This is a genomic window from Streptomyces sp. NPDC041108 (genome assembly GCF_055592645.1).
In genome coordinates this window covers 133,552-159,312 of the sequence record NZ_JBVIYK010000014.1, presented here as the reverse complement: position 1 = coordinate 159,312, position 25,761 = coordinate 133,552, and the positions used below count along the sequence as shown (strand labels likewise).

Below are 25,761 nucleotides of genomic sequence, written 5' to 3'. Positions count from 1 at the left end.
GGTCAGTCGGGCAGACCCGCGGCCAGCAGGTCCACGAACCCGATGTCCTCGTTGGCGACACCGAACACCTCGGCACGCTGCAGAACCCTTTCTGCCCAGGCGCGGTGCGGTTTGACCTCGTTCATCTTGTTGCGGGACGCGGAACGCAGGACACCGCCCCCGTGACGTTCGGGCCGCACGATGTCCTGGGCGTCGTGGAACTCCTCGTGGCTGACCACGGACAGCGCGTGCACGGGCAGGACGTGCGAGGGGTGGATGCAGGTCTTGCCGAGCAGCCCGTTGGCCTGGTCCAGGGAGATCTCGCGCAGCAGACCGTCCAGCGCGTGCTCGATGAGCGACTCCCGCAGCTCTCCGGCCCGGTTCGCCAGGAAGGGGCTGGTGCGCAGCTGAGGCTTGAACATGCGCTCCTGGACCCGGAAGTACTCCCACACCGGCCCGGTCACCGTGAACCCGGTGCCGTCGGCCCGCCCGAGCACGTTGACCACGTCCGCGATCACTGAGGCGACGATCTGGACGTCGTAGGCGGTCATGTCGGGGGCCCGGCGCAGGGCGTAGGAGGAGCAGAAGTCGGTGACGCCGAGGCGCAGCGCGAGGACCCGGTCGCGGTACTTGTCGACGGTGTGGGCGATGCCCTGGAGCGCTTCTACGCGCGTCTCCCTGTACATCAGCTCCGGCGACTCCAGCACCGGCATACCGAACAGCCGTCGGCCGCTCGCGGCCTCGGCGGCGGTCAGCGCCTCCAGGAACGCGACGCCCCGCTCCTCGGTGAACTTCGGGAAGACGAACCCCGACAGCAGGCGCACGGCCGGGCCGAAACGGTGCACCAGGTCGGGTATCTGCTCGGGGAGGCGGACCCTGATGAACAGCAGCGGAAGGTCGGCATCCGGCCGCTCTGCGAGGTCGGCGAACTGGCGGACGAGATTCTCCTCGGCGCCCGGGACCTCCGCGTCGCCGATGGAGTCCTCCAGACACAGCACCATGGAGACCACACCGCGTCCGGCCTGCTTGACGACGTCGTCGGCCAGCCGTTCCCGGGTGGCCGGACTGTAGAGCGTGGCACCGAGCGCGGCGGCGAGCACACGGGCCGGGGAGTCGGCGCCGAAGACTCCCGGCTCCCGGTAGAAGAGACGCTGGCGCTGCTCAGGGGCGATGTGCCCGAAATGACGCATGTGGTTCCCCCGTTGCTGCTGGGCGTCCGGTCACGATCGTGGCCGGTAATAGTACGTACAAATGTGTGACATCAGTTTCCACCGGGCGTGAAGTTCTGGTAACCCGGCCATGTCGGGCTCTGAACGATTGCACCGGCGGTTCGCCGCCCCCGCGTTGTCGTGATCAGGACCGAGAGGGCAGGATGACCGCATGACGCACGCGATGCTGAAGGGGTCGAACATCCCGATCGAAGCCACGGCGGTCCGCGCCGTGCTGCGCTGGTCGCCCGGGCAGGGCGTCCCGGTGGTCGACGCCTCGGCGCTGCTCCTCGGCCCCGACGGCCGCGTACGGTCCGACGAGGACTTCGTCTTCTACAACCAGCCACGCCACCCCTCCGGCAAGGTGTGGCGGCTCGGCCAGAAGCGGGTGGCCGAGGGCCCCACCGACACGATCCAGACCGACCTGGCCGGTGTCGAGTCCGCCGTCGGCCAGATTCTCCTGGTGGCCTCCGCGGGGGACGTCACCTTCGACCGCGTACCGTCCCTGCGCATCCTGCTGTACGACGCCACGGTCGCGGACGCCGAACCGCTGGCGTACTTCGACGTCAAGCCCGAGACCGGCGAGGAGACCGCCCTGATCTGCGGCGAGCTGTACCGCCGCGGCGGCGGCTGGAAGTTCCGCGCACTCGGCGAGGGGTACGTCAACGGCCTGGAGGGTCTCGCCACGAACTTCGGCATCATGGTCGACGAGTCGACCGCCGCCGGGGCCGACCAGACGGCCACCACGCGGCCCCCGTCCCCCGAGACCTCCGCGCCGCTGCCTCCCGAGCAGCCCCCGGCCGGCGTCCCGGCCCAGCCCGGGTACGGCTACCCCCCGGCGGCCGCCACGCAGCAGTCCGGCTACGGCTATCCGCAGCCCCAGCCGGCCCCGGCCACCACCAACGGCCCGGCGTACGGCTACCCCCAGCCCACGGCGGCGGCCCTGGACCCCGACTTCCGCCTGCCGCCGCAGGGACCGCAGTTCATCGGCCGCTGAGAACCGGGGGCGTCAGGAGCGCTCGGCCTTGCTCTTGTAGCCCCGCCCCCACTGCAGCCCCCACCCGTACAACCGGTCGAGTTCGGCCTGGAAGCCGTAGACGAACTTCACCTCCCGGCGGACGGTGAGCTCCCCCTTGACGTTCTCGATCATCACCACGGCGCACGACCGGGCCTGCGGGTGCCTCTCGTCCAGGCCTATCTCGATGCGCGGACCGTTGCTCGGGTACAGGGTCACGATCGCGTGCGTACGGTCGAACGCGGGCGTCTGGTCGTAGATGTAGACGAACACCAGCATCCGCCGGAACGCCTCGCGGTGGTCCAGGTTGATGTACATCGTCTCGCCGGACCCCGACCCGAACCGGTCGTCCCCGCTGAGCCGCATGTACGGCGGCTCGTTGATGTCCCCGAGGAAGCCGCCCAGCGGCTGCACGACACCCTTGGTCCCGTCGGCCAGCTCGTACAGACAGCCGAGGTCGAGGTCGACGTTCACCATGCTCTGGCTGTGGGCCTGGACCTCCTCCGGCCGGAGCGCCCTGAAGGGGTGCCGCAGCACGCTCTGCCGCTTGGGCCCGCCGATGTCGGAGGTCCGCATCCGCCAGGACAGGTTGACGCGCAGATGGCCCGCCGCGGCGTTCTGCTTGGAGAGTGACACCTTCTGGTGCCGCTTGGTCAGCTCGATCGCGTTGGTCGCCGCGCTGCCCGCGTCGAACTCCGAGGCCCGCCCCCGCCAGAGGTTGTCCAGGAAACCCATGCCCGCCCCACACCCGCCGTCTCGTCGCGTCAACCACCAGCGGGGCGGCCGACGAGGACGAGTCCTCGTCGGCCGCCCCGCTCAGAGCCTGCCCTCACCCCATGGGTGGTCACACCCCGGAGGAGACCGCCGCCTTGTCGGCGGCGTCAGCTTTTCCCTCTTCGGCCGCCAGTGCCTTGTTGCGGCGCACGGAGGACCAGAAGGACCAGCCGATCAGGACCACACCGATGAGACCGGTGATGATCTCGTTGATCTCGTACTGGATGGTGACGAGGAGGATCACCGCCAGGGCGCCGATCGCGTAGTGCGCGCCGTGCTCCAGGTAGACGTAGTCGTCGAGGGTGCCCTGGCGGACCAGGTACACGGTCAGCGACCGGACGTACATCGCGCCGATGCCGAGGCCCAGCGCCATCAGGACGATGTCGTTGGTGATGGCGAAGGCGCCGATGACTCCGTCGAAGGAGAAGGACGCGTCCAGGACCTCCAGGTAGAGGAACATGAAGAACGCGGCCTTGCCGGCGAGGGCGACGGCCGAGCGCGGCTTGCCGGCGCGCGCCGCCGCTTCCTCCTCCTCGTGCTCGCGCTCCTCGTCCTCCTCCAGCTTGTTCTCGAAGTAGCCGGAGAGACCGCCCACGATGAGGTAGGTGATGAGGCCCGCGAGTCCGGAGATCAGGACGGTCTGCGCCTTGTCGGCATGGGTGCCGCCGTGCTGGTGGGCCTGGGTCGCGAAGGTCATCGAGGTGATCAGCAGGACGATCATCGCGATGCAGGCCGACAGCATGTCGATCTTGCCGAGCTTGGACAGCGGGCGCTCCAGCCAGCCCAGCCACTTGATGTCCCGGTCCTCGAAGATGAAGTCCAGGAAGATCATCAGCAGGAACATACCGCCGAAGGCCGCGATCGACGGGTGGGCGTCGGTCACGTACTGCTGGTACTGGTCCTTGTCCGTGAGCGCCAGGTCGACGGCCTCGATCGGACCCAGCTTGGCGCTGATGGCGACGATGACGACGGGGAAGACCAGCCGCATACCGAACACGGCGATCAGGATGCCGATGGTGAGGAAGATCTTCTGCCAGAAGGCATTCATCTTCTTCAGGATCCCGGCGTTGACCACCGCGTTGTCGAACGACAGCGAGATCTCCAGGACGGACAGGATCGCGACGAGCCCGAGCGCCGTCCATCCGTCGTAGAGAACGGCTGCTACCAAGCCGAGCGCGGTGACCGCGAACGACCAGCCGAAGGTTTTCAGAACCACTGGCTACCCAATCGTGTGTGTACGGGGTTCCCCCGCGCCGCGCGCGGCTTTGCGAAACTTTGAACCCGAAGTCTAGTCGGGCACCCCACGCACCCCACACGGCCCCGGCTTTTGCGCATAAAGCGCTACGAGACGTTCACACCGAAGTCGAGTGCGATGCCCCGCAGACCGGACGCGTACCCCTGCCCCACCGCTCGGAACTTCCACTCGCCGCCGTAGCGGTAGACCTCGCCGAAGATCATCGCGGTCTCGGTGGAGGCGTCCTCGGACAGGTCGTAGCGGGCGAGTTCCTGACCGTCGGCCTGGTTGACGACGCGGATGAAGGCATTGCTGACCTGGCCGAACGCCTGGCCGCGGTTCTCGGCGTCATGGATGGAGACCGGAAAGACGATCTTGTCGACGGCGACCGGCACCCGGGAGAGGTCGATGATCAGCGACTCGTCGTCGCCGTCGCCCTCACCGGTGAGGTTGTCTCCGGTGTGCTCGACCGAGCCGTCGGGGCTCTTGAGGTTGTTGTAGAAGACGAACCACTCGTCGCCCAGCACCCGGCCGCCCTGGCACAGCAGGGCGCTGGCGTCGAGGTCGAAAGGTGCTCCGGTGGTGGTTCTGACGTCCCAGCCGAGACCGACCAACACGTGCGTGAGGTTCGGCGCGGCCTTGGAGAGGGAGACATTGCCTCCCTTGGCGAGTGTGACGCCCATGGTGCTGTTCCTCCCCGATTTTCGAGCTTCAGTGGCTCAACTGTTCAGTTGTGTGCGTACGCGCGGACCGCCCGCCCCCCGTCGTACGAGCGCGTCCGGCGCCGCCGTCGGTGACGACGGCGGCGCCGGACGTGGTGAGTCGGCGAGCCCAGGGGGCTACTTCCCCCGTGACTCAGACGTTCACACCGAAGTCCTGGGCGATGCCGCGCAGACCCGAGGCGTAGCCCTGGCCGATGGCGCGGAACTTCCACTCGGCGCCGTGCCGGTACAGCTCGCCGAAGACCATGGCGGTCTCGGTGGAGGCGTCCTCGGAGAGGTCGTAACGGGCGATCTCCGCCTCGCCGGCCTGGTTCACCACGCGGATGAACGCGTTGCGGACCTGGCCGAAGGACTGCTGGCGGTTCTCGGCGTCGTAGATCGAGACCGGGAAGACGATCTTCTCGATCTCGGCCGGGACGGTCGCGAGGTTGACCTTGATCTGCTCGTCGTCGCCCTCGCCCTCACCGGTGAGGTTGTCACCGGTGTGCTCGACCGAGCCGTCCGGGCTCTTCAGGTTGTTGAAGAAGATGAAGTTGGCGTCGCTGCTGACCTTGCCCGACGCGTCCAGCAGCAGGGCACTGGCGTCCAGGTCGAAGTCGGTGCCGGTCGTGGTGCGGATGTCCCACCCCAGTCCGACGATGACCGCGGTCAGGCCCGGCGCCTCCTTGGTCAGCGATACGTTGCCGCCCTTGCTGAGGCTGACTCCCACGAAGTCCTCCGTTTGGTCTCAGGGGCGAGAAACCCCTGCGTTGCGTTGGTGTCGGATCAACGTGTCGATCCTAGTGACGGGTTCCCGATCCCCGTAGGGCTTGGAACCGAAGAATCACAGGGTGTCGAGGGCGGCGAGGTACTCGTTCAGGTCGCGGGCGTCCGGCAGGGCGTTCACGACCGACCAGCGGACGACACCCTCCTTGTCCACGATGAACGTGCCGCGCACCGCGCAGCCCTTGTCCGCGTCGAACACGCCGTACGCCCGGGACACCTCGCCGTGCGGCCAGAAGTCCGACAGCAGCGGGTACTCCAGGCCCTCCTGATCGGCGAAGACCCGCAGCGTGTGGATCGAGTCGTTCGACACCGCCAGCAGCTGCACGTCGTCGTTCACGAACTTGGGCAGGTTGTCCCGCAGCTCGCACAGCTCGCCGGTGCAGACGCCGGTGAACGCGAACGGGTAGAAGAGCACCACCACGTTCTTCTCGCCGCGGAAGTCCGCGAGCCGCACGGTGGCCCCGTGGTTGTCCTTCAGCTCGAAGTCGGGAGCCTTGTCGCCGACCTGGATCGCCATGATGTTCCTGAGTCCCTTCATGGGCCGTTCGGGTGGCCCAGCCTACGCAGGGGAAACACCGCGCCCCCGGAAGGGTGGCCCCGAGGGGCCTCGCTCCGGGGGCGCGGGTTCACGTCACTACTTCTTCGACTTCGCCGCCTTGGGCGTCACCAGCCGGCTCCCACTCCAGTCCTTGCCGACACTGACGCTCTTCGAGGCGGACAGCCCCGCGGTCGTCGCGGCTTCGGAGATGTCGCTGGGCTCCACATAGCCGTCCCGCCCGGTCTTGGGCGTCAGCAGCAGGATCGAGCCACCTTCCTCGATGTACGTGGTGGCGTCCACCAGTACGTCGGTCAGGTCGCCGTCGTCGTCTCGGAACCACAGCACGACGGCATCGGCCACGTCGTCATAGTCCTCGTCGACCAGCTCACTGCCTACGACTTCTTCGATGGACTCGCGGAGCTCCTGGTCGACATCGTCGTCGTAGCCGATCTCCTGGACCACCTGCTCGGGCTGGAACCCCAGCCTTGCGGCAGGGTTCGTCCGCTCCTCCGCGTGGTCCGCGGTCGCGCTCACGGGTTGCCTCCTGATCATGTTCGGGTGGGGTCGCCCCCTGGGGAATGAGCCACGCGCGTGCGCGAAGCAATGGCCGTAGTCCACACGGGCGGGACCGATCGCGCAAGTACCCAGCCTTCCAGACCGCCGAAACGGTGACGATCCGGGCCGTGTCACCGCAACTCTCTGCGGCGATTCACCGCCTCACGTGACGCACACCACACCGTTCTGCCCGTTTTGTGCATTCGGCAACCATCCGGGGGTACGAGCATCGAATACCTTTACTACCTTTGTCGAGCGGGCGACCGCCCTGGTTACCTCTCGGTAGAGGTGACGTTTACGTCCTTGAGGTACACGATGGGGGCGGTGCAGGCACCTAGAGAACACCCTTGCAGAACCCCTGAAGAGCGGCCCTCTGACAGCTAAGGAACAGCGTGGCTTCCGGATCCGATCGCAATCCGATCATCATTGGCGGCCTTCCGAGTCAGGTCCCTGACTTCGATCCCGAGGAGACCCAGGAGTGGCTCGACTCGCTCGACGCCGCCGTGGACGAGCGCGGCCGTGAGCGCGCGCGCTACCTGATGCTCCGGCTCATCGAGCGGGCCCGTGAGAAGCGCGTGGCCGTGCCCGAGATGCGCAGCACGGACTACGTCAACACCATCCCCACCAAGGCCGAGCCGTTCTTCCCGGGCAACGAGGAGATCGAGCGGAAGATCCTCAACGCGACCCGGTGGAACGCCGCCGTGATGGTGTCGCGCGCCCAGCGGCCCGGTATCGGCGTCGGCGGCCACATCGCGACCTTCGCGTCCTCCGCCTCCCTCTACGACGTGGGCTTCAACCACTTCTTCCGCGGCAAGGAGGAGGGCGACGGCGGCGACCAGATCTTCTTCCAGGGCCACGCCTCCCCCGGCATCTACGCCCGCGCGTACATGCTGGACCGGCTCGACGAGCGGCAGCTGGACGCGTTCCGCCAGGAGAAGTCGAAGGCGCCGTACGGCCTGTCCAGCTACCCGCACCCGCGGCTGATGCCGGACTTCTGGGAGTTCCCGACCGTGTCCATGGGCCTCGGTCCGCTGGGCGCGATCTACCAGGCGCGGATGAACCGGTACATGGAGGCACGCGGCATCGCGGACACCTCCAAGTCCCATGTCTGGGCGTTCCTCGGCGACGGCGAGATGGACGAGCCGGAGTCGCTCGGCCAGCTGACGATCGCCGCCCGTGAGCACCTCGACAACCTGACCTTCGTGGTGAACTGCAACCTCCAGCGCCTCGACGGTCCGGTGCGTGGCAACGGCAAGGTCATCCAGGAGCTGGAGTCGGTCTTCCGGGGCGCCGGCTGGAACGTGATCAAGCTGGTCTGGGACCGTTCCTGGGACCCGCTGCTCGCGCAGGACCGCGACGGTGTGCTGGTCAACCGGATGAACACCACGCCGGACGGCCAGTACCAGACGTACGCCACCGAGACCGGCTCGTACATCCGGGACCACTTCTTCGGCGACGACCACCGGCTGCGCGCGATGGTCGAGAACATGACCGACGACCAGATCCTGCACCTGGGCCGCGGCGGTCACGACCACCGCAAGATCTACGCGGCGTACAAGGCGGCCTACGAGCACAAGGGCCAGCCGACGGTCATCCTGGCGAAGACGGTCAAGGGGTGGACGCTGGGCCCGAACTTCGAGGGCCGCAACGCCACGCACCAGATGAAGAAGCTGACGGTCGCCGACCTCAAGGGCTTCCGCGACCGCCTCCACCTGCCCATCTCCGACAAGGAGCTGGAGTCCGGCGCGCCGCCGTACTACCACCCCGGGCGGGACTCGGAGGAGATCCAGTACATGCACGACCGCCGCAAGGGACTCGGCGGGTACGTCCCGACGCGTGTCGTGCGCGCGAAGCCGCTGCCGCTGCCCGCGGACAAGACGTACGCGAGTGTGAAGAAGGGGTCCGGTCAGCAGTCGATCGCCACGACCATGGCGTTCGTACGCCTACTGAAGGACCTCATGCGGGACAAGGAGATCGGCAAGCGGTTCGTGCTGATCGCCCCCGACGAGTACCGCACCTTCGGCATGGACTCGTTCTTCCCGAGCGCGAAGATCTACAACCCGCTCGGCCAGCAGTACGAGGCGGTCGACCGCGATCTGCTGCTCGCGTACAAGGAGTCGCCGACGGGCCAGATGCTGCACGACGGCATCTCGGAAGCGGGCTGCACCGCCTCCCTCATCGCGGCCGGTTCGGCGTACGCCACGCACGGCGAGCCGCTCATCCCGGTCTACGTCTTCTACTCGATGTTCGGCTTCCAGCGCACCGGCGACCAGTTCTGGCAGATGGCCGACCAGCTGGCGCGCGGCTTCGTCCTGGGCGCGACCGCCGGCCGTACGACGCTGACCGGTGAGGGCCTCCAGCACGCGGACGGCCACTCGCAGCTGCTGGCGTCCACCAACCCCGGCTGTGTCGCCTACGACCCGGCGTTCGGGTACGAGATCGCGCACATCGTGAAGGACGGTCTGCGCCGGATGTACGGCGAGACCGCCGACGGCAAGCCGGGCGAGGACGTCTTCTACTACCTCACCGTCTACAACGAGCCGATCCAGCACCCGGCCGAGCCGGCGGACGTGGACGTGGAGGGCATCCTCCAGGGCATCCACCGCTACCGGGCCGGCGAGGAGGGCTCGATCCCCGCGCAGATCATCGCCTCCGGTGTGGCGGTCCCCTGGGCCGTCGAGGCGCAGCGGATCCTCGCCGCCGACTGGAACGTGAAGGCGGACGTCTGGTCGGCGACCTCCTGGAACGAGCTGCGCCGCGAGGCCGTCGAGGTGGAGCGGCACAACCTGCTGCACCCCGAGGAGGAGCAGCGCGTCCCCTACGTGACGAAGAAGCTGAGCGGCGCCGAGGGGCCGTTCGTGGCCGTCTCGGACTGGATGCGGTCGGTGCCGGACCAGATCTCGCGGTGGGTGCCGGGCACGTACCAGTCGCTGGGCGCGGACGGCTTCGGCTTCGCGGACACGCGGGGCGCGGCCCGGCGCTTCTTCCACATCGACGCGCAGTCGATCGTGGTCGCGGTGCTGACCGAGCTGGCGCGTGAGGGCAAGGTCGACCGCTCGCTGCTGAAGCAGGCCATCGACCGGTACCAGCTGCTCGACGTGGCCGCGGCGGACCCGGGCGCCGCGGGAGGCGACGCATAGCACCCGCTTCAGGGGCAAGGGGTGGTGAACCGGTGGGTTCACCACCCCTTCACGTTTTCTACTATGCGCCCATGAAGCAGCAAGCGGTCTCGGCACAGGTCCGGTGGGAGCAGCACACTCAGCGGCCGCTGTTCGTCCTGGCGGCCCTGTTCGCGGTGGCGTACGCCGTGCCGATCGTCCGGCCCGACGCCAGCGAGGACGTCCAGTGGTGGTGCGAGGTCACCGAGTGGGGGGTGTGGGGCGCGTTCGCGCTCGACTACGTCGTCCGGCTCGCGCTCACCGACCGGCGCCGGGAGTTCGTGCGGACACGGTGGCTGGACCTGGCGGCCGTGGTGCTGCCGATGATCCAGCCGCTGCGGCTGCTGCGGGTGGTGGCGACGCTGCTGCTGGTCGGACAGCGGGCGCGGATGGCCTCGCAGATAAAGCTCACGACGTACGTCGGCGGGGCGGTGATCGGGCTGCTGATGTTCGGATCGCTGGCCGTGCTGTCCGTGGAACGGAACGCGCCGGACGGGAACATCCACACGCTGGACGACGCGGTGTGGTGGTCGTTCACGACGATGACGACGGTGGGGTACGGGGACCACGCGCCGACGACCGGGCTGGGGCGGGTGCTCGCCGTCGGGCTGATGCTGTCCGGGATCGCGCTGCTGGGTGTGGTGACGGCGAACATCGCGGCCTGGTTCATAGCGCGGTTCGAGAAGGACGACGAGGAGGAGCGGCGGCAGACCGCGGCGATAGCCGAGCTGGCGGAGGAGGTGCGGCTGTTGCGGGCGGAGGTGTCGGCGTTGCGGTCGTCCGGCGCGGTGCCTGAGCAGCGCCGCTGAGGGCGCGTTCGGGGTGCGGTGTCAGGTGCGGGTGCGTCGCGGCTTCTCGCGCAGTTCCCCGCGCCCCTGGAAGACACGGCCCCTGCGGGCCGTGAAGAAGCAGCGGTGCAGCCCTGCATCTTCAGGGGTGCGGCCCTGCTTCTTCAGGGGCGCGGGGAACTGCGCGACCAGCCGCGACGCACCCGGCAACGACGTCCGCGCGCCTCGGGTCAGAGAAGACCGGTGCCCGGCCCTGCCGTGCCCGCGAGCCAGATGATGGCCAGGATCGTGTCGATCGCGCCCAGGACGACCGCGACGACCGCGGGGACGGGGCGGGTGCCGGACCAGGTGCGGTTCATCGCCAGCCAGCCGCAGAGAATCGCCACCGGGCCGAGAACGATGCCCAGGACGAAGAATCCCGCGACCGCGCAGATGACTCCGACGATCCCCAGGGTCGCGCGATCCGGCCCGGTCTGTGACCACGTCCGGCCACGTGCTCGGGGGTGCCTGCGCGTACCGTGTCCGAAGCCCGCCATCGTCATCAACTCCCTGAACCTTGCGGTCAGTTCGCGTACGGAACGACGGGTACCCCTGCTCGGTGGTTGAAACCAGGGGATGTTGGCGGAGCCGGCCGAGCGCGCTGCCCCCCTCCGGCAGCGCGCCGCAGGCCCCGGGTCCCCCCGCCGGCAACGACCATGCCGTGCGGAGTACTTGACCCACTGTGACCTGCGGCGCGTACGGGGTGGAAGCGATCTTCGGCGCTGTCACCCTGATGAGCGAACACGGGCGGAAACCCGCGCGTGAAGCAGCGGTGGAGCGGTCAGATGTGCGCCGCTCCGGCGCCCGCCTCCGCGTTCTCGCCGCGCTTGGTGAGGAACGCCACGAGGACGGCGACCGCCGCCACACCGGCGGCCACGAGCGACGCCAGGCCCATGCCGGACATGAACGTGGCGTGCGCGACCGTGGCGATCTTCGCCGCGACCTCCGGCGGGGTGCCCTCGGCGACCGGCGGGACACCGACCTGGACGGCCTCGGACGCCTGGCCGAGCTGTGCCTCGGTGAGCGGCGGCAGACCGGCGTCCGCCCAGTTGGCCGGGAGGTCGCCGTCGACCTTGGAGGCCATCACGGCACCGAGGACGGCCGTGCCGAGGCTGCCGCCGATCTGCATCGCGGCCTGCTGGAGGCCACCGGCGACACCGGACAGCTCCAGGGGAGCGTTGCCGACGATGACCTCGGTGGCGCCGACCATGACGGGGGCGAGACCGAGACCGAGGAGCGCGAACCACAGGGACATCACGGCGCTGCCGGTGTCGGTCTCCAGCGTCGACATGCCGTACATGGCGATCGCGGTGAGGGCCATGCCGCCGGCCAGCGGGACGCGCGGCCCGGCCTTGGTGATCAGCGCGCCGGCGAGCGGCGAACCGACGATCATCATGCCGGTGAGCGGGAGGAGGTGCAGACCCGCGTCGATCGGGCTCATCCCGTGCACGTTCTGGAGGTAGAACGTCACGAAGAACAGGCCGCCCATGAAGGCGATGGCCATCAGGACCATCAGGACGACACCCGCGGACAGGGGGACGGAACGGAAGAGGCCCAGCGGGATCAGCGGCTCCTTCACCCTCGTCTCCCAGAAGGCGAAGAGGCCGAACCCGGCGGCGGACGCGGCGACGAAGGTCCAGGTCAGGCCGTCTCCCCAGCCCCATTCGGGAGCCTTGATGAGCGCCCAGACCAGACAGAACATGGCTCCGGACAGCAGGGCTATGCCGAGGATGTCGAAGGAGCGCGGGGCGTTCTCGGCGCGGTGGTCCAGCAGGATCCAGGCGCCGAGGGCCAGGGCGAGGACGCCGACGGGGACGTTGATCCAGAACACCGACTGCCAGCTGACGTTCTCCACCAGGAAGCCGCCGAGGATCGGGCCGCCCGCGGTGGAGGCGCCGATGACCATGCCCCAGATCCCGATCGCCATGTTCAGCTTCTCGGCGGGGAAGGTGGCCCGGAGCAGGCCGAGCGCGGCCGGCATCAGCAGCGCGCCGAACAGGCCCTGGAAGACACGGAAGGTCACCACGAAGGCGACCGAGTCCGACAGGCCGATGGCCCCGGAGGCGGCGGCGAAGCCGACCACCCCGATGAGGAAGGTCTGGCGGTGGCCGAAGCGGTCGCCCAGCTTGCCCGCGGTGATGAGGGTGACCGCCAGCGCGAGGAAGTACGCGTTGGTGATCCACTGGACCTCGGCGAAACTCGCCTTGAGGTCGTCCGCGATGACCGGGTTGGCGATCGCCACGATGGTGCCGTCGAGGGCGACCATCATGACGCCGACGGCCACGGTGAGGAGGGTGAACCAGGGATGGCCGCGCAGGCCCCGGCCCCGGTCCGTCGTCGGGTCCGACGGGACGACTGGCGTGTTGTCCCCCGGTCCCGTCTTGTCGACAGTGGTCTGACTAGTCATACGCGCGAGACTAATGACAGCGACTGACAGTTGACAAACCAATTCACAAGTCGGTAACTGTCACGTCACTCGCCGCAGGGGCGGGTGGAGACGAGGGTTCATGGAGACGGCTGCCACGGCGGCGACGACGGACGAGCGGCCCGGGCTGCGCGAGCGGAAGAAGCAGCGCACCCACGACGCGCTGCTGCGGGCCGCCCTGGAACTGTTCACCACCCAGGGCTACGAGACGACGACGGTCGACGAGATCGCCGAGGCCGTCGACGTCTCGCAGCGCACCTTCTTCCGCTACTTCGCGGGCAAGGAGGAGGCGGCCCTCGCGGCCATGGATCTCACCCAGGCGCACTTCCTGGCCGCCGTGCGCGCACGCCCGGCGCACGAGGCTCCGCTGGAGGCGATGCGCAACGCCGTGCTGGAGGGCTGGGACGCCATCGGCGAGGCCGTGGACCGGGTCGTCCCCGTCGACCTCTATCTGCGCGCCTACGGCATGATCGAGTCGACGCCCGCCCTGCTGGCCGCCCATCTGCGCCGCTCGGACGAGGTCGCGCGGGAGCTGGAACGGATCATCGCCGAGCGCGAGGGGCTCGACGTGCGCACCGATCCCCGGCCGCGGGTGGCGGTGGCCCTGTTCGGCGGGGTGATGCGGGTCACCGAGCGCATGTGGGCCCAGGGCGGCGACCTCAGCAAGGACGCGATGCGCGAAATGACCGCCGCGCATCTGGACGCCGTACGACCGACGTTGGCCGAAAAGTGGCGCACTGGCCGAAAAGCGTGAGGAAGGGCACCATCGGGACGTTCCGTGCGCAGTGCGCGGAAGGTGTGTGATCGAAACGTGATCCCTCTCACTTGGTTAACGCGAGACCCTTCCGTTCTCTTAGTGTGTCCTTTCAGTGACTTCCTTCGACTCCACCCCGCAACTGAACGTCTGGCGCGCACTGCTGGCGCTGGCCGTGGTTTTCGTGATGCTGGCGACCACCGGCTGGACCGCGATCCGCAGCCACCGTGAGGCGTCGCCGCTGCAGGCGTCGCTCTCCGCGTGGCAGCGCGGGCATCTCGACGGCCGTGACCTGCCGGACGCCGACGCGTCCCCGCACCGTCTGGCCGCCTTCTTCGCCTCGCTCACCGCGCACCAGCGCGGCCGGCTCGCCCACCGGTATCCGCTCGCCGTCGGCAACATGGCCGGCGCTCCCGTCGAGCTGCGCTACCGGGCCAACCGCCTCGCGCTGCACCGGCAGAGCGAGCGCGAACGCACGCGCATGCACGACCAGCGGCTCTCCGAGACCGGCCGGCACGAGGCCGGCCGCAGGATGCACCGCTTCGCCATGCTCGCCGCGAAGAAGCGGAACATCCTCGCCTTCGACCCCGAGGGCAACGGCCGGGTCGCCGAGGTCTTCGGCAGTCTCGACACGGCGGAGCGCGTCTCGGTCGTCGTCCCGGGTGTCGACACCAGCATCATCAACTTCCAGCGCACCGACCGCCGGTTCTCCGCACCCGTCGGCATGGCCGAATCGCTCTACGACGCCGAGCGCTCGGCCGACCCCGAGACGCCCACGGCCGTGATCGCCTGGGCCGACTACACCGCGCCCACCGGCCTCGGCCTCGACTCGGCCACCGCGCTGCGCGCGGAGCAGGGCTCGGTCCGCCTGAACGCGCTGGTGCGCAGTCTGCCCGGGGGCTCCACCGTGGCGCTGGTGTGCCACAGCTACGGCTCGGTGGTCTGCGGGGTCGCCGCGTCGTCACTGCCGTCCCGGGTCACCGACATCGCGGTCGCCGGCAGCCCCGGCATGCGCGCCGACTCGGTGCGCCAACTGCGGACGGGGGCGCGGGTGTGGGCCATGCGGGACGCCGACGACTGGATCCAGGACGTGCCCTATCTGGAGGTCGGCGGGCTCGGCCACGGCGCCGACCCGGTCTCCTCGGAGTTCGGGGCGCGCATCCTGTCGGCCGCCGACGCCCAGGGGCACAGTGGCTATTTCGAGCCGGGCACGGAGAGTTTGCACAACTTCGCCGAAATCGGCATCGGCGCCTACGCGTCGGTGCGCTGTGCGCGGGAGGACGACACGTGTCTGGCGGGTCTGTCCGACAGCGCTGCGGCCTGACGCGCGTAGAAAGGGGCAGAAGTGCGGTTCGCCACGGTCGGGACTTCCCCGCGTCGCCCGCATACGATGAGCCGCATGGGTGACGTACTGGCCGGATTTCATGCCGCCTGGGAGTTCGAGTCCGACTCCGTGCTCATCCGCTTCGAACGGGGGATTCGCACGCCGAAGCTCTTCCAGGCGCTCGGTGAGCGGCGCATCCCCCTGGAGGCGATCGCGGAGGTGACTCTGACACCCGGGAAGCGGGGCACCGTCGTACTGCGTGCCGTGCCGCGACCGGGCGCCGATCCGCTGATGGAGGCGGCGGCGGACCAGCTCAAGGAGGGCTCCGACCCGTACCGGCTGGTGCTGCCGGCCGAGCGGGAGACGCTCGCGGAGTACTACGCCGACGAGCTGCGGGCCCGGCTGACCGGGTCGGGGCCCGCCGATCGGTTCCTGGTGGCGGCGCCCGAAGTGCCGCTGCAGTTCAAGGCTTACGACGGCAAGGCCTCGTTCGACGGGCGGTCGGTGTCGTTCCGGTGGTTCTGGACGGGCGCGTCCTCGGCGAAGTGGAAGGCCGGGGACCAGAGTTTTCCGGTGAGCGCGCTCAGCGGGGTGGATTGGCGGTCGCCGGAGCTGTTCGAGGGGTATCTGCGCTTGCTGCGGCGCGATGTCAACGGTGAGCAGCCGGCTCAGCCGGATCATGATCCGGCCGCTGTCGTGTTCGGGCTGGGGTACGGGCCGGTGCACGAGTCGCTGCCGTTCGCCGCGGCGGTGCTGGCGGCGGTGCGGACCGGCTCCGCCGGGCCGGTGGAGCCGGCGGCGGCCGCCGGGCCCCGGCGGGATCCGGCCGACATCGCCGACCGGATCCGGCACCTGGGGGAGCTGCACGAGGCGGGGCTGGTCACCGACGAGGAGTTCAGCGTGAAGAAGGCGGAGCTGCTGGCGGAGCTCTAGGGCCCTTCCGACGGATCTCCGCGGCGTCGTGGCCTGTCGCGCAGTTCCTCGCGCCCCTGGGCACACTGCGGCACCCACGCCCGAAGAGTGAGCCCTACTCCCTGCCCGCCGATGTGAAGCGCATGTCCGCGTAGCGGTCTCCCGTGACCCTGGCCGCTATCGGTTCCAGCAGGGCCATGTCCTCCTCGCCCAGGACGATGCCCGTCGCCGCCACGTTCTCCTCCACCCGTCCCGGCCTGCGGGTGCCCGGTATCGGGACGACCGGGAGGCCGTGCGTCGCCGACTGCCGGTGGACCCAGGCCAGGGCCGTCTGGCCGAGGGTGGCGCCGTGCGCCTCGGCGACCTTGCGGACGGGCTCCAGCAGGGCCGCGTTGGCGGCCGCGTTGTCTCCGGTGAAGCGGGGCTGGTGGCGGCGGAAGTCGTCCGCGGTGAGGTCCTCGGCCCTGGCGAACGATCCGGTCAGGAAGCCTCGGCCCAGCGGCGAGTAGGCGACGAGGGTGACACCGAGGTCGCGGGCGGCGGGGACGACGTGCGCCTCGATGTCGCGGCTGAAGAGGGACCACTCGGACTGCAGGGCGGCGACGGGGTGCACGGCGTGGGCCGCGCGGAGTTCGGCGGCCGTGACCTCGCTGAGGCCCAGCTGCCGGACCTTGCCCTCGCGGACCAGCTCCGCCATGACCCCGACGCTCTCCTCGATCGGGACGCGCACGTCACGGCGGTGCATGTAGTAGAGGTCGATCACGTCGACGTCGAGGCGGCGCAGGCTGCCCTCGACGGACTCACGGATGTGGGCCGCGTCGTTGCGGATGATCCGACCGGTCGGGTCGTCGGGGTCGATCGCCAGACCGAACTTGGTGGCGATGACGACCTCGTCCCGGTGCGCCTTGAAGAAGGGGGAGAGGAACCGCTCGTTCTCCCCGGCGCCGTACGCGTGGGCCGTGTCGTAGAGCGTGACGCCCAGTTCCAGCGCGCGCTCCAGGGTGGCCCTGGACTCCGCCGCGTCCGAGGGGCCGTACGCGAAGCTCATGCCCATGCAGCCGAGGCCCTGTACGCCGACCTCGGGGCCGTCGGTGCCGAGCCGTGCTGTCGCGATCCTGCCGTCCGTCATGAGGCCCTCTCCGACGCCAGGGCCCGCCCGGCGTCAGCGTAGAAGTTGATCTTTCGGTCGAGCACGCTCAGGGTGTCCTGCAGTTCGGCGATCCGGGACAGGACGTCGTCCCGGGTCGACTTGAGCAGATCGAAGCGCTCGGTGTAGGTGTGGTCGCCCTCGCGCACCAGCTCCGCGTAGCGGACCATGTCGGCGACCGGCATGCCGGTCAGCCGGAGCTTGCCGACGAGGTCGAGCCAGTCGAGGTCGCGGTTGCGGTAGCGGCGCTGGCCGGTGTGGGAACGGTCGATGTGCGGCATGAGCCCGATCCGCTCGTACCAGCGCAGCGTGTGCGCCGTCAGACCGGTGAGGTCGACGACCTCGCTGATCGTGTACCTGTCCCGTCCGTCCGGCCGCCGCGGCTTCGGCGGCGGACCGGCGCAACTGTCGGCACCGGCGGTACTCGTGACACCCGTCGCGCTCGTCGCACCGGTCGTACTCGTCGCACCGGTCGCGCTCGTCGTACTCGTGGTCTCCATCACCGTCATGGCTCCCACGCTAAAACCTTCGAGTGCGCTCCAAGCAAGCGAATACGGTGAGAAAACACCGGGACATGACGTGAACCCGCTGGCTAGCGTGCGGACATGAGTCTCGTACGACGTGCCACGGCCGAGGACGCCCGGGAACTGCTCCGGCTGCGGCAGGTGATGATCGACTCCATGCCGGGAGCGGACCGCTCCACCGACTGGCACGCCGAGTCCCTGCCCACCGTACGCCGCCGGCTCGCCGATCCCGACGGGGACTTCGCGGCCTTCGTGATCGACCGTCCGGAACGGCCCGGCGCCCTCGCCGCGCTGGTGGCGGGGACCATCGACTACCGGATCGGGCGGGCCGGGAACCCCCACGGCGCGGTCGGCCACGTCTTCAGCGTCGCCACCGACCCCGACGCCCGCCGCCGCGGGTACGCCCGCGCCTGCATGGACGAGCTCCTCGGCTGGTTCCGGGAGCGGGGCGCCGGCTACGTCCGTCTGACCGCGTCCGCCGAGGCGGAGCCGCTGTACGCGTCGATGGGCTTCCGGCGCAGGCCCGACCCCTTGATGCAGCTGGATCTGTGAGCGGCTTAGGCTCATGGGCATGTCCTTGCAGAGCCTCGCGCTGATCGAGAACTGGCCCGTTCCCACCGCCGCCGCGGCCGTCGTACGGGCGGACGGCACCGTCCTCGGGAGCCATGGGCCGCTCGGGCACCGGTTCCCGCTGGCCTCGGTCACCAAGCCGCTCGCCGCGTACTCCGTACTGGTCGCGTACGAGGAGGGGGCGATCGAACTGGACGAGCCGGCGGGCCCGGCGGGGTCGACCGTGCGGCATCTGCTGGCGCACACCTCGGGGCTGGCCTTCGACGAGCACCGGGTGACGGCGGCGCCCGGGGAGCGGCGGCTGTACTCCAACGCCGGGTTCGAGGTGCTCGGCGACCATGTGGCCGAGGCCGCGGACATGCCGTTCGCGGAGTACGCGCGGCAGGCGGTCCTGGAACCGCTGGGCATGACCTCCACCTCGCTCGACGGTTCCCCGGCGAAGGACGGCGTCTCGACCGTCGATGACCTGGTGCGGTTCGCCGCCGAGGTGCAGGCGCCCCGGCTGCTGGACCCGCGGACGGTCGCGGCGGCGATGACCGTGCAGTACCCGGGCACGAAGGGCGTCCTGCCGGGCTACGGGCACCAGAACCCCAACGACTGGGGGCTCGGCTTCGAGATCCGGGACTCCAAGTCGCCGCACTGGACGGGGACCTCGTCGTCGCCGGGGACGTTCGGGCACTTCGGGCAGTCGGGAACGTTCCTGTGGATCGATCCCGTGGCGGGACTGGCGTGCGTGGCGCTGACGGACCGTGCGTTCGGTCCGTGGGCGGTCGAGGCGTGGACGCCGTTCACCGACGCCGTGCTCGCCGAGGTCGGGAACGGTGTCTGATCGGTGAAGGAAGCGACAACTCTTCGACGGAAGGCCCCGATGCCCGGCGCGACGGGCCATGGGCGGCGATTCGTCCGCTAGCCTCCCCCGTGCACATCGGCCGCACAGCTTTCGGGGGAGAACAATGGGCGAGGTTCGCGCGGGCGGGCAGTTCCGGCCGTTGGAGGCCGGTGACCCGACGACCGTGTCGGCCTACCGGCTCGCGGCGCGGCTCGGGTCGGGCGGCATGGGCACGGTGTACCTGTCGTACACGCCGGGCGGGCACCCGATCGCGCTGAAGACGATCCGGCCCGAGCTGAGCGAGGACCCCGAGTTCCGGCGCCGGTTCGAGCAGGAGGTGCGGGCCGCCCAGCGGGTGCAGGGCCTCTACACCGCCCCCGTCCTCGATCACGACACCGAGGGCGCGCAGCCCTGGCTGGCCACCGCCTACGTCCCCGGCCCGTCGCTGCACGCGGCCGTCGCCGAGCACGGCGCGCTGCCGCTGAACTCGGTCCTGCTGCTGCTCGCCGGGGTCGCGGAGGCGCTCTCGGTCATCCACGGCGCGGGCATCGTGCACCGCGACCTGAAGCCCTCCAACGTGCTGCTCGCCGCCGACGGGCCCCGGGTCATCGACTTCGGCATCGCGCGCGCCGCCGACGCCACCGCCCTCACCGGCACCGGGGTCTCCATCGGGACCCCGGCGTTCATGTCGCCCGAGCAGGCGGCCGGGAAGCCGGTCACGCCCGCGTCGGACATCTTCGCGCTCGGCCAGGTCGCCGCGTTCGCGGCACGCGGGTCCGGTGCGTACGGCGACGGCCCCTCGCACGCCGTGCTGTACCGGATCGTCCACGAGGAGCCCGACCTGAGCGGTCTCGCCGGCGAACTCCGGTTCATCGAGCGCTGTCTGGCCAAGGACCCGGCGGACCGCCCCTCCCCCGCCGAGGTCGTCGCCCTCTGCCAGGAGGCGTCGCCCACCCCGCTGGTCCAGTCGGGCTCCTGGCTGCCGGAGGCGATCGGCGCGGACATCACCCGGCGGGTCTCGGCGTCGGCGGAGCTGCTGGCCGCGCGGGACAGGGCCGCGGAGGCCGCCACCTCGGCGACCCTCGCCCCGCCGGCCACCGCGCCGGTGACCCAGCTGAGTCCGCCGTCCGTGGACCACGGCGCGCAGACCATGCACGCGGCCCCGACCATGCACTCCGGGCCGGCGACCCCGCCCCCGCCGGGTCCGCCCTCGGCGCCGTACCACCCGCAGTCGGGTCCGCACACCGTGCCGACCGGGCACCATGCGCCCTACCCGCAGCCGGGCGGCCGGCAGCCGTACCCCCCGGGCCACCCACAGGGCCGTCCCCGTCCGCTGCCCCTCCCGCCGCGGCGCAGCAACGTCGGCAAGTGGATCGGCATCGGGGTGGCGGCGGTGTTCGGCCTCGGGCTGCTCGGGAGCTGCGCCACGCTCGTGAAGGGCCTGACGGATTCGTCGAGCGGCTCCTCCGGCGGTACGTCGGCCGGTGCGGGCGGCAGTTCCTCCGGGTCCCCGGGATCCTCGGAGTCCAAGCCGAAGTCCGACCCCAAGCCGGTCACCTTCAAGGGCGTCAACATCCCCGGCAACTACTACGTGCGCTTCGCGGACTCCCCGCCCAAGCCCCTGGACAGCGAGATGGGCGTGTCGTACGAGGACGACGGGGACTTCTACTACTACTCGGACAGCCTGTTCGGCGAGAAGAAGCTGGGCAGCAGCAGCGAGAAGCTCGTGCTGCTGAACAACTCCCAGAAGGGCTCCCTCGAAACCTGCCGCAACGAGACCCGGTACACGGCCTCCGTCAAGCTCGGCCAGGTGGCCAAGGGCTCCCAGATGTGCGTGCGGACCAACTCCGGACACATGGGGCTGGTCACCTTCCAGGGTGCGGCGGCGAGCGGCGACCCCAGTGACTACGTCTCCGTGGACATCACGGTGTGGCGCAACGCGGAGGAACCGACCACCGAGAACTGAGGGGACGTCACTCCCCCAGTTCCCAGACCAGCACCTCGGCCGGGGCGGAGACGGCGACCAGCTCCAGCCCCTTCTCCCCCTCGGCCCGTACGGAGTCCCCGGGCGCCAGCTCGTGCGGCCCGAGGCGCACGGTGCCCCGGACGACGTGCGCGTACGCCCTCGCCGCGTCCGGCACCTCGGCCCGCTCCCCCGCCGTGCCCAGCCGCCGGACGTGCAGCATCGCGCCCGCCTCGGGAACGGCGTACGGGGTGGCGTCGGCGATGCCGCGGACGGTCTCGTAGGCGGGGTCGCCGCCGGGGTCCAGGGGGGCCAGCCACATCTGCACGAAGGTGAGGGGCACCGGGCCGTCGTTGCGCTCCACGTGCCGCACCCCGCCCGCCGCACTGAGACGCTGGACGTCACCGGGGCGGACGACCGTCTCGTGACCGGCGGTGTCACGGTGGGTCAACTCGCCCTCGACGACCCAGGTGACGATCTCGGTATGGCTGTGCGGATGCTCGTCGAACCCGGCGCCGGGGGCGAGGCGCTCCTCGTTGCAGGCGATCACCGCGCCGAAGCGGAGATTGTCGGGGTCGTAGTGCGCACCGAAGGAGAAGGCGTGCAACGACGCGATCCCGGCCTCCGGATCTCCCCCGGGGTAGCGCGCACCGGCGCGCCGCAGCTCCATCACCCGACCACGGTATCCCTCCGGTTCGCTTCGCTCGGTGTCGGGCGACGCGGGTGGGACCGACGGCGCGTATCCGGGCCGGAGGCACCCTGAGGCGACGGCGGACATCCTGGCCGGCAGCACATCCCGCCCCGGCGACGCATCCGGGCGCCCGGCACACCCGGGCCGCCGACTTACCCGGGCCGCCGCCCCACCCCGGCCGACGGCACACCCGGCCGGCGACTTACCTGGGCCGACGGCACACCCGGGCCCACGGCGAGCGGGACCGACGGCGCTCCCGCCCGGGCCTGTCGGCATGCCCGGGCCGACATCACCTCCGGACCCACGGCATACCCGGCCCGGCGACACACCCCGGCCGACCACCACCCCCCGGCCCGTCCGGCGCTCGAGGACGAGGCCGCAGGCCGAACAGCGGGGGCCCGGGGGCCGCAGCTCCCCGCACACGCCCCGGGGCCGCGGCCCCGTACACGCGCCCCCGGGCAGACTCGCACCCCCGGCCCGCACCCTCCGGCACAAGCAAGCGCAGCGATAAGGCAGTCTTGTCCCGTGCCCGAACCCGAAACCAGCAGGCCCGCATCCGCACCGCCCGTCCACGCGCACGTCGCGACCCTGAGGCGGCTGGAGAAGTCGTCCGGCAGCCTCGCCGCGCAGGCCATCGCGAGGATGGACGAATCGCTGCCCTGGTACCGGGCGATGCCGCCCGAGAACCGGTCGTGGATCGGACTGGTCGCCCAGGCAGGTATCGCCGCGTTCACGGAGTGGTTCCGGCATCCCGACGCCCCGCAGGCCATCTCGACGGACGTGTTCGGGACCGCGCCGCGTGAGCTGACCCGGGCGATCACGCTGCGGCAGACCGTGGAGATGGTGCGCACGACCATCGAGGTCATGGAGTCCGCGATCGACGAGGTGGCCGCGCCCGGCGACGAGGGCGTGCTCCGCGAGGCGCTCCTCGTCTACGCGCGGGAGATCGCGTTCGCGACGGCGCAGGTGTACGCGCAGGCCGCCGAGGCCCGGGGCGCCTGGGACGCCCGGCTGGAGTCCCTGGTCGTCAACGCGGTGCTCAGCGGGGAGGCCGACGAGGGGGCGGTGAGCAGGGCCGCCGCGCTCGGCTGGAACTCCCCCGACCATGTCTGCGTCGTCCTCGGCACCGCCCCGGACGGCGACAGCGAGCTGACCGTGGAGGCCATCCGGCGCGCGGCCCGGCACGCGAAACTGCAGGTCCTGACCGGTGTGCTGGGCGACCGGCTGGTGGTGATCGCCGGTGGCGACAACAACCCGTTGCAGGTGGCGAAGTCGCTGATCGGGCCGTACGCGGCCGGCCCGGTGGTGGCCGGGCCGATCGTCCCCGACCTGCTGGCCGCGACCCGGTCCGCCCAGGCGGCCGCGGCCGGACTCAAGGCGTGCACGGCGTGGCAGGACGCGCCCCGCCCCGTTCTGGCGGACGATCTGCTTCCGGAGCGCGCGATCGCGGGAGACCCCAGTGCGCGCGAGCAACTGGTGGAGGAGATCTACAGACCGCTGGAGGAGGCAGGCTCCGCTCTCCTGGAGACGCTCAGTGTCTATCTCGAACAAGCCTCAAGTCTTGAGGGCGCGGCCCGCATGCTGTTCGTCCATCCCAACACCGTGCGCTACCGGCTCCGACGTGTGACTGACGTCACCGGCTGGTCGCCCTCAGATGTACGCTCGGCCTTCACCCTGCGGATCGCGCTGATCCTCGGGCGTCTGGTCGATGGGGATCCCCAGCTCTAGGGTTTTGTCGGGGTGCTACAAAACCCCTACGTGTTCTTCGTCCCTGTCCCCACGGGCGGCCCGAGCCGTCCTCAAGAGAGAGTGTGAGAGTGCTCGTACTCGTCGCTCCCGGCCAGGGCGCCCAGACGCCCGGCTTCCTGACTCCCTGGCTCGACCTCCCCGGCGCCGCCGACCGCCTCGGCGCGTGGTCGGACGCCATCGGGCTGGACCTCGCCCGCTACGGCACCGAGGCCGACGCCGACGCGATCCGCGACACCGCCGTGGCCCAGCCGCTGCTCGTGGCGGCCGGACTGCTGTCCGCCGCCGCCCTGGGCGAGGTGACCCCCGGCGCGGTCGCCGGCCACAGCGTCGGCGAGATCACCGCCGCCGCGTTCGCCGGTGTCCTCGACGCCACGGCCGCGCTGACCCTCGTACGCAAGCGGGGCCTGGCCATGGCCGACGCCGCCGCGATCACCGAGACCGGTATGTCCGCGCTGCTCGGCGGCGACCCCGAGGTGACGATCCCGCACCTGGAGAAGCTGGGGCTGACCCCGGCCAACGTGAACGGCGCGGGCCAGATCGTCGCCGCCGGCACCCTGGAGCAACTGGCCGCCCTGGAGGCGGACAAGCCCGAGGGCGTACGGCGCGTGGTCGCCCTCAAGGTCGCCGGCGCCTTCCACACGCACCACATGGCTCCCGCCGTGGACACCCTCGCCAAGGCCGCCGAGGAACTGTCGCCCGGGGACCCCACGGTCACCTACGTCTCGAACAAGGACGGGCAGGCCGTCGCCACCGGTGCCGAGGTGCTCGCCCGTCTCGTCGGTCAGGTCGCCAACCCGGTCCGCTGGGACCTGTGCATGGAGACGTTCAAGGAGCTGGGCGTGACCGCGCTGATCGAGGTGTGCCCCGGCGGCACGCTCACCGGTCTGGCCAAGCGCGCCCTGCCGGGCGTGGCGACGGTCGCGCTCAAGACACCCGACGACCTCGACGCCGCTCGCGCGCTCATCGCCGAGCACCAGAATTAGGAGCCCTGGACCTATGTCGAAGATCAGGCCGAGCACGGGCGCCCCGTACGCACGCATCCTCGGCGTGGGCGGCTACCGCCCGGTCCGGGTGGTGCCCAACGACGTGATCCTGGAGAAGATCGACTCGTCCGACGAGTGGATCCGCTCCCGCTCCGGCATCGAGACCCGGCACTGGGCGAACGACGAGGAGACCGTCGCCGCCATGTCGGTCGAGGCGTCCGGCAAGGCCATCGCCGACGCCGGCATCTCCGCCGAGCAGATCGGCGCGGTCGTCGTCTCCACCGTGTCCCACTTCAGTCAGACCCCGGCCGTCGCCACCGAGATCGCCGACAAGCTCGGCACGGCCAAGGCCGCCGCCTTCGACATCTCGGCCGGCTGCGCGGGGTTCGGCTACGGCCTCACCCTCGCCAAGGGCATGGTCGTCGAGGGTTCCGCGGAGTACGTCCTCGTCATCGGGGTCGAGCGGTTGTCCGACCTGACCGACCTGGAGGACCGGGCCACGGCCTTCCTCTTCGGTGACGGTGCCGGTGCGGTCGTCGTCGGCCCCTCCCAGGAGCCGCACATCGGCCCGACGGTGTGGGGCTCCGAGGGCGACAAGTCCCAGACCATCAAGCAGACGGTCCCGTGGAACGAGTACCGGGTCGGCGACCTGGAGAAGCTCCCGCTGGACAGCGAGGGCAACGTCAAGTTCCCCGCGATCACGCAGGAGGGCCAGGCGGTCTTCCGCTGGGCCGTGTTCGAGATGGCGAAGGTCGCCCAGCAGGCGCTGGACGCGGCCGGGATCACCTCGGACGACCTGGACGTCTTCATTCCCCACCAGGCCAACGAGCGGATCATCGACTCGATGGTGAAGACACTCAAGCTGCCGGAGCACGTCACGGTCGCGCGTGACGTGCGCACCACCGGCAACACCTCGGCCGCCTCGATCCCGCTCGCGATGGAGCGGCTCCTGGCGACCGGTGAGGCGAAGAGCGGCGACACCGCGCTCGTCATCGGCTTCGGGGCGGGTCTCGTGTACGCAGCGACGGTCGTTACCCTCCCCTAGGCACCGCTGCCGGATCTTCGGTTCCGGCGCGGGAAACACGCACAACCTGCCGCTGCCGCGGTGGGCCGCC

24 protein-coding genes and 1 pseudogene are annotated in these 25,761 nt (G+C 70.4%); 12 read left to right on the top strand and 13 right to left on the bottom strand.

All coding sequences use genetic code 11. The features are described 5' to 3' along the window. Positions 1-2: 2 nt before the first annotated feature. Positions 3-1,169 (bottom strand): HpcH/HpaI aldolase/citrate lyase family protein, encoded by a 1,167-nt coding sequence (locus ACZ6BB_RS32320; protein WP_471618658.1) that lies wholly within the window; start codon positions 1,167-1,169, stop codon positions 3-5. A 190-nt stretch (positions 1,170-1,359) separates the two neighbouring features. Here ACZ6BB_RS32320 and ACZ6BB_RS32315 point away from each other — a divergent pair, with 190 nt between their 5' ends. Then, positions 1,360-2,184 (top strand): TerD family protein, encoded by an 825-nt coding sequence (locus ACZ6BB_RS32315; RefSeq protein ID WP_471618657.1) that lies wholly within the window; start codon positions 1,360-1,362, stop codon positions 2,182-2,184. A gap of 12 nt (positions 2,185-2,196) precedes the next feature. Here the strand turns inward: ACZ6BB_RS32315 and ACZ6BB_RS32310 are convergent, their stop codons facing one another. The 6 genes from ACZ6BB_RS32310 to ACZ6BB_RS32285 form a co-directional block, all read right to left on the bottom strand. Next, on the bottom strand, positions 2,197-2,937 hold the full coding sequence (locus ACZ6BB_RS32310; RefSeq protein WP_471618656.1) for a TerD family protein: 741 nt from the start codon (positions 2,935-2,937) through the stop codon (positions 2,197-2,199). A 109-nt stretch (positions 2,938-3,046) separates the two neighbouring features. Further along, positions 3,047-4,192 carry a DUF475 domain-containing protein gene (locus tag ACZ6BB_RS32305; RefSeq protein ID WP_471618655.1) on the bottom strand — a complete coding sequence of 382 codons (1,146 nt, stop codon included), beginning with the start codon at positions 4,190-4,192 and terminating at the stop codon, positions 3,047-3,049. 125 nt (positions 4,193-4,317) lie between these two features. After that, on the bottom strand, positions 4,318-4,893 hold the full coding sequence (locus tag ACZ6BB_RS32300; RefSeq protein WP_409091346.1) for a TerD family protein: 576 nt from the start codon (positions 4,891-4,893) through the stop codon (positions 4,318-4,320). Positions 4,894-5,065: 172 nt separating this feature from the next. Continuing rightward, positions 5,066-5,641, bottom strand: a complete 576-nt coding sequence (locus tag ACZ6BB_RS32295; protein WP_319363197.1) for a calcium homeostasis/redox stress adaptation protein — start codon at positions 5,639-5,641, stop codon at positions 5,066-5,068. 114 nt (positions 5,642-5,755) lie between these two features. Beyond that, on the bottom strand, positions 5,756-6,214 hold the full coding sequence (locus ACZ6BB_RS32290; RefSeq protein WP_471618696.1) for a peroxiredoxin: 459 nt from the start codon (positions 6,212-6,214) through the stop codon (positions 5,756-5,758). A 117-nt stretch (positions 6,215-6,331) separates the two neighbouring features. Next, entirely contained in the window at positions 6,332-6,769 is a 438-nt protein-coding gene (locus tag ACZ6BB_RS32285) for a DUF3052 domain-containing protein (RefSeq protein ID WP_020115348.1), read from the bottom strand. 413 nt (positions 6,770-7,182) lie between these two features. Between ACZ6BB_RS32285 and aceE the strand changes: the two genes are divergently transcribed. Both aceE and ACZ6BB_RS32275 read left to right on the top strand, forming a co-directional pair. Beyond that, a complete protein-coding gene (aceE, locus tag ACZ6BB_RS32280) occupies positions 7,183-9,930 on the top strand; it encodes a pyruvate dehydrogenase (acetyl-transferring), homodimeric type (RefSeq protein ID WP_471618654.1) in 2,748 nt (915 codons plus the stop codon). 71 nt (positions 9,931-10,001) lie between these two features. Then, the gene (locus tag ACZ6BB_RS32275) at positions 10,002-10,757 is read left to right on the top strand and encodes a potassium channel family protein (protein WP_471618653.1); all 756 of its coding nucleotides are present in this window, start codon (positions 10,002-10,004) and stop codon (positions 10,755-10,757) included. 21 nt (positions 10,758-10,778) lie between these two features. Here the strand turns inward: ACZ6BB_RS32275 and ACZ6BB_RS32270 are convergent, their stop codons facing one another. The 3 genes and pseudogenes from ACZ6BB_RS32270 to ACZ6BB_RS32260 all read right to left on the bottom strand — a co-directional run. Then, entirely contained in the window at positions 10,779-10,946 is a 168-nt protein-coding gene (locus tag ACZ6BB_RS32270; RefSeq protein WP_471618700.1) for a hypothetical protein, read from the bottom strand. 20 nt (positions 10,947-10,966) lie between these two features. Continuing rightward, positions 10,967-11,278 carry a small hydrophobic protein gene (locus tag ACZ6BB_RS32265; RefSeq protein ID WP_471618695.1) on the bottom strand — a complete coding sequence of 104 codons (312 nt, stop codon included), beginning with the start codon at positions 11,276-11,278 and terminating at the stop codon, positions 10,967-10,969. A 265-nt stretch (positions 11,279-11,543) separates the two neighbouring features. Continuing rightward, positions 11,544-13,182, bottom strand: a pseudogene (locus ACZ6BB_RS32260) (MFS transporter); the annotation flags it as partial. A 100-nt stretch (positions 13,183-13,282) separates the two neighbouring features. On the opposite strand from ACZ6BB_RS32260, the gene ACZ6BB_RS32255 reads away from it, so the two are divergent. From ACZ6BB_RS32255 to ACZ6BB_RS32245, 3 genes are all read left to right on the top strand, one after another. Further along, the gene (locus tag ACZ6BB_RS32255) at positions 13,283-13,954 is read left to right on the top strand and encodes a TetR family transcriptional regulator (protein WP_471618652.1); all 672 of its coding nucleotides are present in this window, start codon (positions 13,283-13,285) and stop codon (positions 13,952-13,954) included. A gap of 115 nt (positions 13,955-14,069) precedes the next feature. Beyond that, on the top strand, positions 14,070-15,278 hold the full coding sequence (locus ACZ6BB_RS32250; protein WP_471618651.1) for an alpha/beta hydrolase: 1,209 nt from the start codon (positions 14,070-14,072) through the stop codon (positions 15,276-15,278). Positions 15,279-15,353: 75 nt separating this feature from the next. Continuing rightward, positions 15,354-16,211: a DUF4429 domain-containing protein gene (locus tag ACZ6BB_RS32245; RefSeq protein WP_471618650.1), complete on the top strand. Its 858-nt coding sequence runs from the start codon at positions 15,354-15,356 to the stop codon at positions 16,209-16,211. A 94-nt stretch (positions 16,212-16,305) separates the two neighbouring features. Here the strand turns inward: ACZ6BB_RS32245 and ACZ6BB_RS32240 are convergent, their stop codons facing one another. After that, on the bottom strand, positions 16,306-17,319 hold the full coding sequence (locus ACZ6BB_RS32240) for an aldo/keto reductase (protein ID WP_471618649.1): 1,014 nt from the start codon (positions 17,317-17,319) through the stop codon (positions 16,306-16,308). Beyond that, complete coding sequence (locus ACZ6BB_RS32235; RefSeq protein ID WP_471618648.1) at positions 17,316-17,846, bottom strand: MerR family transcriptional regulator; 531 nt, start codon at positions 17,844-17,846, stop codon at positions 17,316-17,318. Before ACZ6BB_RS32235 ends, ACZ6BB_RS32240 begins: the two co-directional genes overlap by 4 nt. 96 nt (positions 17,847-17,942) lie before the next feature. On the opposite strand from ACZ6BB_RS32235, the gene ACZ6BB_RS32230 reads away from it, so the two are divergent. From ACZ6BB_RS32230 to ACZ6BB_RS32220, 3 genes are all read left to right on the top strand, one after another. After that, the gene (locus tag ACZ6BB_RS32230) at positions 17,943-18,413 is read left to right on the top strand and encodes a GNAT family N-acetyltransferase (RefSeq protein WP_471618647.1); all 471 of its coding nucleotides are present in this window, start codon (positions 17,943-17,945) and stop codon (positions 18,411-18,413) included. A gap of 19 nt (positions 18,414-18,432) precedes the next feature. Continuing rightward, the gene (locus ACZ6BB_RS32225) at positions 18,433-19,260 is read left to right on the top strand and encodes a serine hydrolase domain-containing protein (RefSeq protein ID WP_471618646.1); all 828 of its coding nucleotides are present in this window, start codon (positions 18,433-18,435) and stop codon (positions 19,258-19,260) included. A 124-nt stretch (positions 19,261-19,384) separates the two neighbouring features. Continuing rightward, positions 19,385-21,226 carry a serine/threonine-protein kinase gene (locus ACZ6BB_RS32220; protein ID WP_471618645.1) on the top strand — a complete coding sequence of 614 codons (1,842 nt, stop codon included), beginning with the start codon at positions 19,385-19,387 and terminating at the stop codon, positions 21,224-21,226. 7 nt (positions 21,227-21,233) lie between these two features. On the opposite strand, the gene ACZ6BB_RS32215 is transcribed toward ACZ6BB_RS32220, so the two are convergent. Beyond that, positions 21,234-21,893 (bottom strand): pirin family protein, encoded by a 660-nt coding sequence (locus ACZ6BB_RS32215; RefSeq protein ID WP_471618694.1) that lies wholly within the window; start codon positions 21,891-21,893, stop codon positions 21,234-21,236. A 546-nt stretch (positions 21,894-22,439) separates the two neighbouring features. Between ACZ6BB_RS32215 and fasR the strand changes: the two genes are divergently transcribed. The 3 genes from fasR to ACZ6BB_RS32200 all read left to right on the top strand — a co-directional run bounded on the left by fasR (position 22,440) and on the right by ACZ6BB_RS32200 (position 25,691). Continuing rightward, complete coding sequence (gene fasR / locus ACZ6BB_RS32210; protein ID WP_319363210.1) at positions 22,440-23,642, top strand: fatty acid biosynthesis transcriptional regulator FasR; 1,203 nt, start codon at positions 22,440-22,442, stop codon at positions 23,640-23,642. An 89-nt stretch (positions 23,643-23,731) separates the two neighbouring features. Continuing rightward, a complete protein-coding gene (locus ACZ6BB_RS32205; protein ID WP_471618644.1) occupies positions 23,732-24,646 on the top strand; it encodes an ACP S-malonyltransferase in 915 nt (304 codons plus the stop codon). 13 nt (positions 24,647-24,659) lie between these two features. Continuing rightward, positions 24,660-25,691, top strand: a complete 1,032-nt coding sequence (locus ACZ6BB_RS32200; RefSeq protein ID WP_471618643.1) for a beta-ketoacyl-ACP synthase 3 — start codon at positions 24,660-24,662, stop codon at positions 25,689-25,691. Positions 25,692-25,761: the final 70 nt, after the last annotated feature.